11 protein-coding genes are annotated in these 13287 nt (G+C 73.1%); 2 read left to right on the top strand and 9 right to left on the bottom strand.

Annotated features, from left to right (window positions below; all coding sequences use genetic code 11):
• The 6 genes from ABZY44_RS02855 to ABZY44_RS02830 form a co-directional block, all read right to left on the bottom strand.
• Positions 1-2064 (bottom strand): ABC transporter permease subunit, encoded by a 2064-nt coding sequence (locus ABZY44_RS02855; protein ID WP_356649769.1) that lies wholly within the window; start codon positions 2062-2064, stop codon positions 1-3.
• Positions 2065-2116: 52 nt separating this feature from the next.
• Positions 2117-3208, bottom strand: a complete 1092-nt coding sequence (locus tag ABZY44_RS02850) for a glycine betaine/L-proline ABC transporter ATP-binding protein (RefSeq protein ID WP_356649908.1) — start codon at positions 3206-3208, stop codon at positions 2117-2119.
• A gap of 5 nt (positions 3209-3213) precedes the next feature.
• Positions 3214-4803 carry a GMC oxidoreductase gene (locus ABZY44_RS02845; RefSeq protein ID WP_356649768.1) on the bottom strand — a complete coding sequence of 530 codons (1590 nt, stop codon included), beginning with the start codon at positions 4801-4803 and terminating at the stop codon, positions 3214-3216.
• Between the two features lie 15 nt (positions 4804-4818).
• On the bottom strand, positions 4819-6303 hold the full coding sequence (locus ABZY44_RS02840; RefSeq protein WP_356649767.1) for an aldehyde dehydrogenase family protein: 1485 nt from the start codon (positions 6301-6303) through the stop codon (positions 4819-4821).
• A gap of 223 nt (positions 6304-6526) precedes the next feature.
• A complete protein-coding gene (locus tag ABZY44_RS02835) occupies positions 6527-6718 on the bottom strand; it encodes a hypothetical protein (protein ID WP_356649766.1) in 192 nt (63 codons plus the stop codon).
• A gap of 216 nt (positions 6719-6934) precedes the next feature.
• Entirely contained in the window at positions 6935-7288 is a 354-nt protein-coding gene (locus ABZY44_RS02830; RefSeq protein ID WP_356649765.1) for a PRC-barrel domain-containing protein, read from the bottom strand.
• Between the two features lie 355 nt (positions 7289-7643).
• Between ABZY44_RS02830 and ABZY44_RS02825 the strand changes: the two genes are divergently transcribed.
• Positions 7644-8519, top strand: a complete 876-nt coding sequence (locus tag ABZY44_RS02825; RefSeq protein WP_356649764.1) for an oxygenase MpaB family protein — start codon at positions 7644-7646, stop codon at positions 8517-8519.
• Between the two features lie 24 nt (positions 8520-8543).
• Here ABZY44_RS02825 and ABZY44_RS02820 read toward each other — a convergent pair whose 3' ends face one another.
• The gene (locus ABZY44_RS02820) at positions 8544-8969 is read right to left on the bottom strand and encodes a profilin (RefSeq protein WP_356649763.1); all 426 of its coding nucleotides are present in this window, start codon (positions 8967-8969) and stop codon (positions 8544-8546) included.
• A gap of 222 nt (positions 8970-9191) precedes the next feature.
• On the opposite strand from ABZY44_RS02820, the gene ABZY44_RS02815 reads away from it, so the two are divergent.
• The gene (locus ABZY44_RS02815; protein WP_356649762.1) at positions 9192-9683 is read left to right on the top strand and encodes a hypothetical protein; all 492 of its coding nucleotides are present in this window, start codon (positions 9192-9194) and stop codon (positions 9681-9683) included.
• A gap of 112 nt (positions 9684-9795) precedes the next feature.
• Here ABZY44_RS02815 and ABZY44_RS02810 read toward each other — a convergent pair whose 3' ends face one another.
• Together ABZY44_RS02810 and ABZY44_RS02805 are read right to left on the bottom strand one after the other, a co-directional pair.
• Positions 9796-11523: a thiamine pyrophosphate-dependent enzyme gene (locus ABZY44_RS02810; protein WP_356649761.1), complete on the bottom strand. Its 1728-nt coding sequence runs from the start codon at positions 11521-11523 to the stop codon at positions 9796-9798.
• A gap of 76 nt (positions 11524-11599) precedes the next feature.
• Positions 11600-13183, bottom strand: coding sequence for an FMN-binding glutamate synthase family protein (locus ABZY44_RS02805; protein ID WP_356649760.1), 1584 nt, complete (start codon positions 13181-13183; stop codon positions 11600-11602).
• Positions 13184-13287: the final 104 nt, after the last annotated feature.

Genomic DNA, 13287 nt, shown 5'->3' with positions numbered 1-13287 from the left:
TCAGGCCTCCTTCGCGGGCTGGGTGACGCGGTCGAGGAGCAGGCCGAGGCAGACGATCGCGGCTCCGGCCACCAGACCGGTGGCCAGGTCGCCCTGGGCGAGGCCGAGGACGACGTCGTAGCCGAGCGCGCCGCCGCCGACCAGGCCGCCGATGATGACGACGGCGAGGACGAGGACCACGGCCTGGTTGACGGCCAGGAGCAGCGCGGGCCGGGCCAGGGGCAGTTGGACCTGGCGCAGGAGCTGGGAGCGGGTCGCGCCGAGCGACCGGGCGGATTCCACGACGGTCGGGTCCACCTCGCGCAGGCCCTGGACGGTGATCCGGACGACGGCCGGGAGCGCGTACACCACGGCGGCAGCGGCGGCCGGTGCGCGGCCGACGCCGAACAGCGCGACCACGGGGATCAGGTAGACGAACTGCGGCAGGGTCTGGCAGATGTCGAGGACGGGCCGCAGGAGCCGTTCGGCACGGGCGCTGCGGGCGGCTCCCACGGCGATCGCGAAGCCGAGTACGAGCGTGACCGCCACGGCGGCCAGGACCTGGGAGAGCGTGTCCAGCGAGGCCTCCCACACGCCGAGGACGCCGACGGCGGCCAGGGCGAGGACCGCGGTGAGCGCGGTGCGCCAGGTGCCCGCGAGGAGGGCGAGCGTGCAGGCGACGAGGAGCAGCAGCCACCAGGGTGCGGCCTGGAGTCCCGCGCGCAGCGGGTCGAGGATCCAGCCGGTGAAGCGGGCGGCCCAGTCGGCGGTGCCGCCGACGAAGGGGACGCCGGAGTAGAGGTGGCCGGTCATCCAGGCGACGGCGGAGTTGACCGGGTCGGCGAGGGAGACGGTCCAGGACTCGGGCCACAGGGAGCTGCCGGCGATGCGCCCGGCGACGGCGGCGGCCACGGCCGCGAGGACGGTGAGCAGCCGGCCGTACCAGCCGGAGAACACCCGGCGCAGCAGGTGCTGGTCGGCCAGGGGGACGGGGGCGGTGCCGACCCGGCGGCCCGCGGCGTCGGCGGTGCGGTCCATGACCACCGCGAGCAGCACGATCGGGATGCCGGCGGCCAGGGCGGCGCCGACGTCGACGGAGGCGAGGGCCTGGTAGACGCGGTCGCCGAGGCCGCCCGCGCCGATCACGGAGGCGATGACGGCCATGGACAGGCCGGTCATGATGGCCTGGTTGACGCCGAGCAGGAGCTGGAGGCGCGCGAGCGGGAGCCGGGCGGTCAGCAGCCGCTGTCGCCCGGTGGCGCCGAGCGAGTCGGCGGCCTCCATGACGCCGGCGTCGGCCTCGCGCAGGCCGAGGGCGGTGAGGCGGGCCATGGGCGGGGCGGCGTAGACGACGGTGGCGAGGACGGCGGCGGGCACGCCGATGCCGAAGACCAGCACCATCGGCAGCAGGTACGCGAAGGCGGGAAGGATCTGCATGGTGTCGAGTACGGGCCGCAGCAGGCGGTCGGCGCGCGGGGAGAGCCCCGAGGCGAGACCGAGGAGGGCGCCGAGCACGACGGAGGCGGCGACGGCGACGACCATCAGCGCGAGGGTCTGCATGGTAGGCACCCACATGCCGAGCAGCCCGCAGGCGGCGAAGGCGGCGGTGCAGGTGAGGGCGAGCCGGATGCCGGCGAGGCGCCAGGCGACCAGGGCGGCCAGGGCGGTGACCCCGGTCCAGCCGGCGGCGAGGAGGAGCACGTACACGGCGCGGACGGACACCACGACGGCGTTGCTGACGTGGCCGAAGAAGTAGAGGAACAACGGGTGGCTGTCGCGGTGGTCGATGATCCAGTCGCCGGCGCGGCCGAGCGGGCCGGACAGGTCCACGGCCAGGGCGGCGGGCCAGCCGCCGGCGCCCGGGAAGGCGACGGCGAGCGGGATCAGCAGGACGGCGGCGACGCCCAGCGGCAGGAGGATGCGGCGGCGCGCGCCGGGGCCGGACCGGGCTCTGCGGGGGCGGTCCCGCGGAGCGGGCTCCGCGAGGGCGGGACGCGGGCCGGCGGGCCGTTCGGAGGACTGCGGGGCCTCCGAAGGGGCGGCGGCGCGGGTGTCGGGCGGGGTGTGGGTCGGGGTCGTGGTCATGCGCACCACCTCCGGGCATCGGGGACGGGGGCCGCGGGGAGGGCGGGGCCGGTCATGCCGCCACCCCCCGTCCGGTGGCTCGGGGCAGGCCTGCCACGACGGCGAGCAGCCCGGCGTCGTCGACGACGCCGAGGCAGCGGCCGCGGTCCACGACGCGGGCCGGACCGCCGCTGCGGGCGACGGCCTGGATGGCTTCGACGACGGTGGTGGCCGGCCCCAGCGCGGGTCCCTGTTCCGCCTCGCCCGCGGTGGCCGGGCGCATCGCGGTGCGGACGGTGAGCACCTGTTCGCGGGGGATGTCGCGGACGAAGTCCCGTACGTAGTCGTCGGCGGGCGAGCCGACGATCTCCTCGGGCGTGCCGAGCTGCACGATGCGGCCGTCGCGCATCAGCGCGATCCGGTCGCCCAGGCGCAGGGCCTCGGCGAGGTCGTGGGTGATGAAGACCATGGTGCGGCCCTCTTCGTGGTGGAGCCGGGCGACCTCTTCCTGCATCTCGCGGCGGATGAGGGGGTCGAGCGCGCTGAACGGCTCGTCGAACAGGAGCACTTCGGGGTCGCAGGCGAGGGCGCGGGCCAGGCCGACACGCTGCTGCTGGCCGCCCGAGAGCTGGCCGGGGCGGCGGTCCTCCAGTCCTTCGAGGCCGACCTTGGCGACGAGCTCGGCGGCCCTGCGCCGCCGGTCGCCGCGTCCGGCGCCCTGGATCTCCAGTCCGTACGCGACGTTGTCGAGGACGGTGCGGTGCGGGAGCAGGCCGAAGTGCTGGAAGACCATGGCGGCGCGGTGGCGGCGCAGGCCGCGGAGCCGGGCGGTGTCCATGGCGAGGACGTCCTCGCCGTCGATGGCGAGGCTTCCGGCGGTGGGTTCGACGAGCCGGGTGAGGCAGCGTACGAGGGTGGACTTGCCGGAGCCGGACAGGCCCATCACCACGAACACCTCGCCCTTGCGGACGTCGAAGGTGACGTCGCGGACGGCCGCGGTACAGCCGGTGCGCTCGCGCAGTTCGGCGGCGGACAGGTCGGCGTCGGCGGAGCCGGGGACCTTGGAGGCTGCCTTCTGGGGGCCGAAGACCTTCCACAGGCCGTCCACGGCGAAGACGGGGGGTGCGGTGGGGCCGGCGGGCGCGGCCGGGGTGCCGTTCACCATGGCGTTCACCGGGTACCGTCTTCGCGGGCCAGCAGTTCGGCTGCCTTTTCGCCGACCATGAGTACTCCGATCATCGGGTTGACCGCGGGCATCGTCGGGAAGACGGAGGCGTCCGCGATGCGGATGCCTTCGAGCCCGCGGATCTTCAGGTCCGGGCCGACGACGGCCCCGGGGTCGTCGTGGGCGCCCATCCGGCAGGTGCCGGCCGGGTGGTAGACGGTGTGCGCGACGGAGCGGGCGTAGGCGCTGAGCTCCTCGTCACCGGTGATCTCCGGGCCGGGGCACACCTCGCGCCCCAGCCAGCCGGCGAGGGGCTCGGTGGCGGCGATCTCGCGGGCGATCTTGATGCCGTCCACCAGGGTCCGGCCGTCGTAGTCGTCCTCGTCCGTGAAGTAGCGGAAGTCCAGGGCCGGTTTGACCTCGGGGTCCGCGCTGGTCAGGTAGAGGCGGCCGCGGCTGCGGGGCTTGGGGATGTTGGGGGTCATCGACACGCCGTGCGCGGGGCGTTCGTAGCCGAGGCGCTCGGGATTGTCGGTGAAGGGGACCTGGTAGAAGTGGAACATCAGGTCGGGCCCCGGCGACCGGGGATCGCGCCGGACGAACAGCCCCGCGTCGCTGTCCATGGCGGAGTTCTCGGGTATCGGGCCGTCGGTCTCCCAGACGATCACCGACTCGGGGTGGTCGAGCAGGTTCTCGCCGACCCCGGGCAGGTCGTGCACCGGGGGGATGCCGAGGGCTTCCAGGTCCGCGCGCGGTCCGATGCCCGAGTGGAGCAGCAGCCGGGGGGTGTCCACGGCGCCGGCGCACACCAGTACCTCCCGGCGTGCGGTGACGAGGGACTCCGTACCGTCCGCGGCGCGCACGTGGACTCCCCGCGCGCGGGTGCCGTCGAGTTCCAGGCGGTGGGCCCACGTCTCCAGCAGGATCGTGAGGTTGGGGCGTTCGTCCATGACGGGGTGGAGGTAGGCCACCGACGCGGAGGAGCGCTTGTTGTCCTCGGGGTGGTAGGCGAGGTCGAAGAAGCCGGCGCCCTCGTGGAAGGGCTTGCGGTTGAATCCCTCGACGCGCGGGACGCCCAGGGCGGTCTGCGCGGAGTCGACGAAGTCGCGGGCGATGGCGTTGCGGTCCTTCTCGGCCACCGGGACGATGTTGTTGAGGAGCTTGTCGAAGTACGGGTCCATGGCGGCCGCGTGCCAGCCCTCGGCTCCCGCCCTCGACCATTCGTCCCAGTCGGAGGGGAGCGGTTTGAAGGCGATGAGGGTGTTGTGCGAGGAGCAGCCGCCGAGGACGCGGGCACGGCTGTGGCGGATGTGCGAGTTGCCGCGGGGCTGCTCGGTGGTGGGGTAGTCGTAGTCGAGCTCGCCGCCGAGCAGGCCCATCCAGCGGCGCAGGGTGAGCACCTCGGGACGGTCGACGTCGCTGGGGCCGCCCTCGATGACGGCGACGGTGACGTCCGGGTCCTCGGTCAGGCGGGAGGCGATCACCGAGCCGGCGGTGCCGCCGCCGACGACGACGTAGTCGTACTCCTGCTCCGGTCCCTGTTCGCGAGGCACGGGGGCGGGCACGGGGGCGGGTGCGGGCGTGGGGACGGTCATGGTTCTGCTCCTCCTTCAGCCCGCGAACCAGCGCACGGGGCGCGGGTCGAGGTTCTGGTACACGTGCTTGGTCTCGCGGTACTCGGCCAGGCCCGACGGGCCGAGCTCGCGTCCGGTGCCGGACTTGCCGAAGCCGCCCCACTCCGCCTGCGGAAGGTACGGGTGGAAGTCGTTGATCCAGACGGTGCCGTGGCGCAGCCGGCCCGCCACGCGGCGGGCGCGGCCCGGGTCTGAGGTCCACACCCCGCCGGCGAGCCCGTACTCGGTGTCGTTGGCGAGCGCCACGGCCTCGTCCTCGGTACGGAAGGTCTCGACGGTCAGGACCGGCCCGAAGACCTCTTCCCGTACGACGCGCATCCCGCGGTGGCAGCGGTCCAGCACGGTGGGCCGGTAGAAGTAGCCGGGGCCGTCGGGCCGTTCGCCGCCGGAGCGGAGCACTGCTCCCTCGGCGAGGGCGGAGGCCACGTACTCCTCGGTGCGTTCGCGCTGGGCGGCGGACACCATCGGTCCGCACTCCACGCCCGGGTCGGTGCCGCGGCCGAGGCGGATGAGGTCGGCCCGGCGGGCGAGTTCGGCGACGAACCGCTCGGCGACGCCCTCCTCGACGATGAGCCGGGAGCCGGCGGAGCAGACCTGGCCGCTGTGCATGAAGGCGGCGTTGAGGGCCTGGTCGACGGCGGTGTCGAAGCCCTCCTCGGTGGCACAGGCGTCGGCGAAGACGACGTTGGGGTTCTTGCCGCCGAGTTCGAGGGCGACCTTCTTGACGGAGTCGGCGGCCGCGCGCATCACCTTCGTGCCGCTGGTCAGTCCGCCGGTGAAGGACACGAGGTCGACGTCCGGGTGGGCGGCGAGGCGGGCGCCGACGGGGTCGCCGGGGCCGGTGACCAGGTTCGCGACGCCGGCCGGCAGTCCCGCCTCCGCCAGCAGTCCGATGAGGGCCACCGTGGTCAGCGGGGTGATCTCGCTGGGCTTGAGCACGAAGGTGTTGCCCGCGGCGAGGGCGGGGGCGATCTTCCAGGAGGCCTGGAGGAGCGGGTAGTTCCACGGGGTGATCAGGGCGCAGACCCCGACGGGCTCGTGGACGACGACGCTGTGGACGTCGGGGCTGCCGGCGTCGACCACGCGGCCCGCGCTCTCGCCGGCGACGAGGTCGGCGAAGTAGCGGAAGGCGTCCGCGACGCAGTCCACGTCGACGCGGCCCTCTTCGAGGGTCTTGCCCGCGTCGCGGCTCTCCAGCAGCCCGAGGCGTTCCCGGTCGCGGTGGAGCAGGTCGGCGGTGCGGCGCAGCAGTGCGGCCCGCTCGAGGACGGGGGTGTGGGGCCACTTCCCTTCGTCGAAGGCCGTGCGGGCGGCACTGACGGCCGCGTCGGTGTCCTCGGTGCCGGCCTCGGCGACGACGGCGAGGACCGTGGCGTCCGCCGGGTCGAGGATCTCTCGGGTGGCTCCTGAAACGGCGGAACGCCAGGTCCCGGCGATGTGGATGGTCGTCTGCTCGGACACGGCGCGCTGTACCTCCGGTGGCGGCACCGCGGCCTGCCCGCGGTGGTGGTGCTGGTGCCCGGGTGCCCCGTTTCACGGAGGCTATGTCGCATCCGTCACTGGAAGTGACGGGAGTCACTCCCTGTTGCTCGGCGGAGACATGAGCCTCATGAGGGCACTACGGGCGGGCGGGGGCGGCGGGCGCAGGCGGCGGACGGTGCGGGCGCGGGACCCGGCGCTCCCGTCAGCGGGCGTGGTGCTGGAGGCCGCGCTGCCCGGGAATCCCGGTCCCTCGGGCCGTCGTGGACCGGCGGCGGGTGGCCCGGCGCCGGCGGCCCGGGAACGGGTTGCTCCGCGCGGGGGCGCTGGGGGCAAGAACCAGGAGGACCACGAGGACGAGGACCGCAACGAGGATGAGCGCGGTAGCGAGGGTCATGTTCCAGCCTTCCGTCGGAGTCTGAGCAACTGTAGTTACTTGGTGTAACCGGAATGGCGGCCGTTAAACACTCCTGGTGATGAACGGGCGGGCGGCGCCCGCGCGTCGGCGGTTTCACGCCCCCGACCCGGCGTGACGGTTCGGGCAACGACGGAGGCGGGGGCGGCAACCGTGTGGTTGCCGCCCCCGCCTCCGCGGTGCCTGTGACCGCGTCGGTCACAGACGGTGCGGCCCGTCGTAGTACCCCCCGACCTCGCGGTGGTACTCCGCGTTGCCGAGGTGCTTGCCCTGGTCGAACTCGGGAGCGTTCTTGATCTGTTCCTTCGTCCGGTCCACGAAGACCTTCTGGTCACTCTCGTCGATCCGGCTGATGGTGCCCGCGGGCAACAGGACTTCCTTGCCGAAGATCCACGGACCGGTGTCGACCACGATGTACGAGGAACCGACCTCGTCGGAGTGCTTGTCCACCTTGCCGATGGAACCGTCCGCCGCCTCGACCTTGTAGCCCGTCAGATCGGCGCCGGACAGACGGCCGGACGTCTCGCGGTAACCCCACACGTTCTCAGTCATGCGAAAAACAACTCCTCCGGTCAACGGGAGTCGGAGGGAAGCCACTTCCCTGCCGATCCACCCTCTTCCGTACCGCGTGCACGGCAGAACCACCGCGTGCACAACGGAACTCGCGTTCCGTCCTCGCGTTCCGTCCTGCCTCGCATGCCCGGCGTTCTCTTCCCCACACCTCGTGGATCGCGCCGGGACCGGGACGGCCGTCGATCATCGGAGGTGAGCAGGTTCCCTGCTGCGTCACGACGACCGTCCCGGCACGTTCCCGATTACCCCTGATATCCGGTTTCACCCGGTACGGCTCAGAGAGCCCCGGCCGGGGCGAGCGATGAGCCGAGCGCACGGCGGGTAGAACACCCTCATGGACACGACGGCGACCGGGAGCGTGAAGCTGCGGGAGCGGCTCGGCTCGATGCTCTTCGCCCGGGTGGCCGGCCCGTCGGGCCCCGCCAACCGCGCCCGGATCCACTGCACGCCCGGACCGCGCTGGTTCGGCCCGGAGCGGCCCATCCGTACGGTGCACGGCGACGCCTCGATGTTCATCGGGGGCCTGAGCGCGCTCCTGCTCCAGTCCCTGCACCCGCTCGCCATGGCCGCGGTGTCGGCCCACTCCGGGTTCCGGGGCGACCCCTGGGGCAGGCTCCAACGGACCAGCACGTTCCTGGCCGTCACCACGTACGGCACCGCGCAGGACGCGCAGGAGGCCGTCGACCGGGTGCGGGCGGTCCACGAACGGATACGGGGCACCACCACGGCGGGCGAGCCCTACCGCGCGGCCGATCCCCACCTCCTGGGCTGGGTGCACGCGGCCGAGGTGGACAGCTTCCTCCGTGCCCACCAGCGCTTCGGCGCCCACCCGTTGGACCCGGCGGGCTGCGACGCCTACGTCGCGGACACCGCGGTGGTGGCGACGGCCCTCGGCGTCGTGGACCCGCCGCGTGACCGGGCCGCGCTGACGGCCCTGCTGTCGGCGTACCGGCCGGAACTGCGGGCCACTCCCGAGGCCCTCGACGCGGCCCGTTTCATCCTCCGCCATCCGCCGCTGCCCTGGCCGGCCCGCGTCCCGTACGCCCTGCTCGCCGCGAACGCGATCGCCCTGCTGCCCCCGTGGGCCCCCGCCCTGATGGGCCTGCGCCCCGTGACGGGTCCGAGGGCGGCGTCCGTACGCCTGTCCGGGCACGCCCTGACGCGCACGATCCGGTGGGCGATGGCTCCGCCCGCCCGACCGCCGGGTTGAGCCGGTGCCCCGGGGACGGGGAGGTCAGGGTGGCGACGGAATCGCCGTTCCGGTGTCCGGCGCGGGCGTCTGCCGGGAACGGTCCGCGAGCCTGTCCGCGAGGTTCCCCAGGGTGAGGACGGCGTCCTCGGGCCGGCGGCCTTCTTCGTACAGGCCGACCACGACGTACGGGGGGTTCCTCACCGCCACGACCCCGGCGCTGCCGTGTCTGCCGTGCAGGAGGCGCCGGTCCGCTTCCGCGGCCACATAGGTCACTTCTCCCACCGTGATGCCCGTGCCGATGGCGTCCGCCGGCGCCTCGAAGAGTCCGACCAGCCGTCCGCCCTCCTCTTCCGTGGTCAGTGGCCGGCCCGCCGACGCCCAGACCGATCCGTCCTCGTGCAGGATCTCGGCGCGGACCACGGTCCCCGAGTCCATGGCTTCCTGCAGGTAGAGCCTCGACTCGTCCACGGCGGCATCCCTCCTCGTCCGGGGCACCCGTACCGGTGCCCGGGTCCGGCCCTCCTGGCCGGCTCCGCGTCCCGCGCCTACCCGCAAAGCCGCCCTCCATGGACAGAGGGCACGACAGGTGGGGAGTACGAGCGGTCCGGCCGGTCGTCGGACGGGGGGCGGACCTGCGGGCGGCCCCGTCGGCGGGGGTGTCAGGGGCTGGCTCGAGGGCAGACGCGAGCCATGTCTGGACTCCACGCGCGTCCCGCCCTCGTCCGTTCCGCCCCGGAAACCGCAGTGTCCTCGCACGCCGCGCGGCACGGCCGCCGCGGAGGCTTCGCCAGAAGGCTGCGGCGCAGGATCCTCGCCTACCGTGACATCGAGTTCCTGTCCTCCCACATCCCCGGCACCTCCACCGGAACGGGGCTCCAGGAGGAATGCCTGCTCCTCGTCCACATCCGCAAGGTCGTCGGGCAGGTCCACTACCGGGCCTGCGCCGACTGCGGTCAGGGCGTGATCACCGGTGTCGACATCGACCAGCCCTTCCACTCCAGCGGGCTCGACACCCGCGCCCTGTCCCACCTGCGCTCCCGCCATCCCGACCTCACCTGGCGCAGCACTCTCACACGGCGCACCACCCGGGACCTCCTGCGCCGCATGCGCATCCCCACGGCCGACGTGGCCGACACGGGATGCGCATGCGGCGCGCCCGTCCCCGTACAGCCGGCTGCCTGAGGCTCTCCCGGCCGGGCGCCGGCCGGAGAGCCGGGTGCCGGCCGTGAGGTACACGGAGTACCGCCCGCCGGCCTGGACGGCCCGGCGAGCGGTACTCCGGTGTGTGCGCCCGTCAGTCCTCGCGGCCCGGCAGGATCTCCTTGATCTTGGCCCTGGCGAATCCCCAGCCCTGCGACACGGTCGGCTTGCCCGGTACCGCCACTTCCTCGGGGTTGGTGAGGACGTCCAGAAGGACCGGGCCCGGGGTGGCGAAGGCCCGGCGTACCGCGTCGTCCAGGTCGGCCGGATCAGTGACCCTGATGCCCGTCAGACCCAGGGCCGTGGCGACCGCGGCGAAGTCGGGGTTGTCGAGTTCCGTGCCGAACTCGGGCAGGCCCATCTGCTCCTGTTCGAGCTTGACCATGCCCAGGCGCCGGTTGTCGAAGACGACCAGCTTCACCGGCAGCCGGTACGTCTTGATCGTCATCAGGTCACCCAGCAGCATGCTCAGCCCGCCGTCCCCGCAGAGCGCGACGACCTGCCGTTCCGGCGCCCAGAGCTGGGCTCCCAGGGCCTGGGGCATGGCGTTGGCCATCGAGCCGAGGTTGTACGAACCGATCAGGCGGCGGTCACCGCGCATGGTGACGAAGCGCGAGAGCCAGACGGTGGCCATACCCGTGTCGGACGTGAAGACGGCGTCCTCGGCCGCGTACGCGTCCACCGCCGCGGCGAGTGCCTCGGGGCGGATCTCGTGCTCGCGGTTGTCCAGTGCCGCCCGCAGCTTCCCGGTCCAGCGGTGCCCGTGCGCGGGGTCGGCCAGCCCCTGCTGCCCTTCCTGCCACCGGACGAAGCGCTCCCGCGCGTCGTCCAGGTGGGCGCGGTCGGGGACGGCCTTCAGCATCGGCAGCAGCGCCCGCAACGTGGCGCCCACGTCGCCGGCCAGGCCCACGTCCACGGGAGTGCGGCGCCCCAGATGGTCCTCCCGCGCGTCGACCTGGACCACCTTGACATCCGTCGGGTACCACTCCCGGTACGGGAAGTCGGTGCCCAGCATCAGGAGCGCCTCTCCGCTGTCGAGGGCGTGGGCGGCGGCGGGGTTGCCGATGAGGCCGGTCTGGCCCACTTGGAAGGGGTTGCCGTCCTCGAAGCCCTCCTTCGCCTTCAGGGTGAGGACCATGGGGGCCGCGAGCAGCTCGGCGGTCTCCATGACCTCGGCACGGGCCTCGCGGGCGCCCTGGCCCACGAGCAGGGTCACGCGCGAAGCCTCGTTCAGGAGAGCGGCTGCCCGCACGAGCGCCGGGTCGTCGGGGCGGGTCACGGCGCGGTCGAGGGCGAAGCGCGTGGGCCGGTCGTCGCTCAGCTCCTGGTCGCCGAGGTCGCCGGGAACGGTCAGGACGGCCACGCCGCCCCGGGTCACGGCGGCGCGTACGGCGGTTTCGAGCAGGCGGGGCATCTGGTCGGGGGAGGTGACGGTGGCCCGGTAGACGGCCACGTCCCGGAAGAGCAGGTCGTTGTCGACTTCCTGGAAGTAGTCGCTGCCGATCTCCGCGAGGGGCACCTGTCCGCAGATCGCGAGGACGGGGGCGTGGCTCTTGGCGGCGTCGTAGAGACCGTTCAGGAGGTGTACGGAGCCGGGCCCCACGGTGCCCATGCACACCCCGAGGGTGCCGGAGAGCTGGGACTGCGCCCCGGCGGCGAAGGCCGCGGCTTCTTCGTGCCGGCAGCCGACCCACTCCAGGCCGTCGGTGGTGCGGATGGCGTCGGTCAGCGGGTTCAGGGCGTCTCCGACGACGCCGAAGACGTGCTGGACGCCCAGCTCCTTGAGTGCGTTGACGATCACGTGGGCGACGGTGCGTGCCACAGGAGTGCCCTTCGGTTCGGTGTGCGGCTGCCCGGTACGAGGGCCGGGGGCAGCCGGGGAGGTCAGCTGGGGAGGGTCAGCCGCTGAAGCGGTCGGGATCGGCCGCTTCCCAGTCGCCTGCCCAGGCCTCGGGCGGAGATGCGAGCAGTTGCCCCGGGGTGAGCCAGGTGTGGAGTTCGGCGTAGGAGCGGACGGTGTGGGGGTCCACCCGGTGCAGCAGCATGTGGGGCCGCAGTCCGCGGGCGTCCTCCGCGCCCATCGACGCCATGATCTGGAGGGCGCTCTTGACGGTCGCCTCCTGGTAGCGCCGTACGCGCTGCGACTTGTCCCCGACGTCGACGGCGCGGGCGCGCCTCTCGTCCTGGGTCGCCACACCGACGGGGCAGGTGTTGGTGTGACAGCGCTGCGCCTGGATGCAGCCGATCGCGAACATCATGGCGCGGGCCGCGTTGGTGTAGTCGGCGCCCTGGAGGAGGCGTTTGACGAGGTCGCTCCCGGTGGCGACCTTGCCCGAGGCGCCGATCCTGACGCGGTCGCGCAGTCCGGCGCCCACGAGGGCGTTGTGCACGGTCATCAGCCCTTCGCCGAGCGGCTGGCCGACGTTGTCGGCGAACTCCAGGGGCGCGGCGCCCGTCCCGCCCTCCGCCCCGTCGACGACGATGAAGTCGGGCGTGGTGCCCTCCTCCAGCATGGCCTTGCACACGGCGAGGAACTCGCGGCGCGACCCGACGCACAGTTTGAAGCCGACGGGTTTGCCGCCGGCGAGTTCGCGCATGCGGGCCAGGAAGCGCACCAGCTCGCGCGGGGTGGAGTACGCGCGGTGGTACGGCGGCGAGATCACGGTCTCCCCCTGCGGCACCCCGCGTACCTTCGCGATCTCCGCGGTGACCTTGGCACCCGGCAGCACACCGCCGATACCGGGCTTGGCTCCCTGGCTGATCTTCAAGGACACGCACTTGACCTGCGGGTGCGCGGCCTTCTCGGCGAACTCGCGCTCGTCGAACTCCCCGTCGGCGGTCCGGCAGCCGAAGTATCCGGTGCCGATCTCCCAGACGAGGTCGCCGCCGGGCCCCAGGTGGTACTCGGACAGGCCGCCCTCGCCGGTGTCGTGGGCGAAACCGCCCAGCTGTGCACCGGTGTTGAGGGCCAGGATCGCGTTGGCCGACAGGGAGCCGAAGCTCATCGCCGAGACGTTGAGCAGGGCCATGTCGTACGGCTGGGTGCAGTCGGGCCCGCCGATCCGGACCCGGGGCGGGTCGGTCGGTACCGGGAGGGGTGCCATGGAGGGAGTGAGGTATTCGCTGCCGGGCCGGTAGAGGTCGAGTTCGGTGCCGAACGGCTCCTCGGCGTCGGTGCCCTTGGCCCGCTCGTAGACGATGCTGCGCGTGTCGCGGTCGAAGGGACGGCCCTCGACGTTGCGCTCGATGAAGTACTGCTGGATCTCCGGCCGCAGTGTCTCCATGGCGAACCGCAGGTGCCCGAGGAGGGGGTAGTTCCGCAGGATGGAGTGCCGCCGTTGCAGGAGGTCGTGCACGGCGGTCGCCACGAGCAGGAGCAGGGGCGCGGCCGCGACCCACCACCAGGGTGAGGAGAGGACGGCGGCGCCTGCGGCGATGGCCGCCGTCGCACCGAGCAGGACCACGAGAAGTATCTTCAGCACGCCCTGCTTGTGTCCGGATAGCCGCACACCAATCGCGGCCGGGCCCTGCGGCCGGTGCGGGGAGGGGACGGTACGGTGCCGGACATCGCCGCGCCGGGTCCACA

The organism is Streptomyces sp. NPDC006544 (genome assembly GCF_040611715.1).
Classification (GTDB): Bacteria; Actinomycetota; Actinomycetes; order Streptomycetales; family Streptomycetaceae; genus Streptomyces.
Note: the sequence above shows the minus strand (reverse complement) of the source record. Positions and strands in the feature narration are given on the sequence as shown.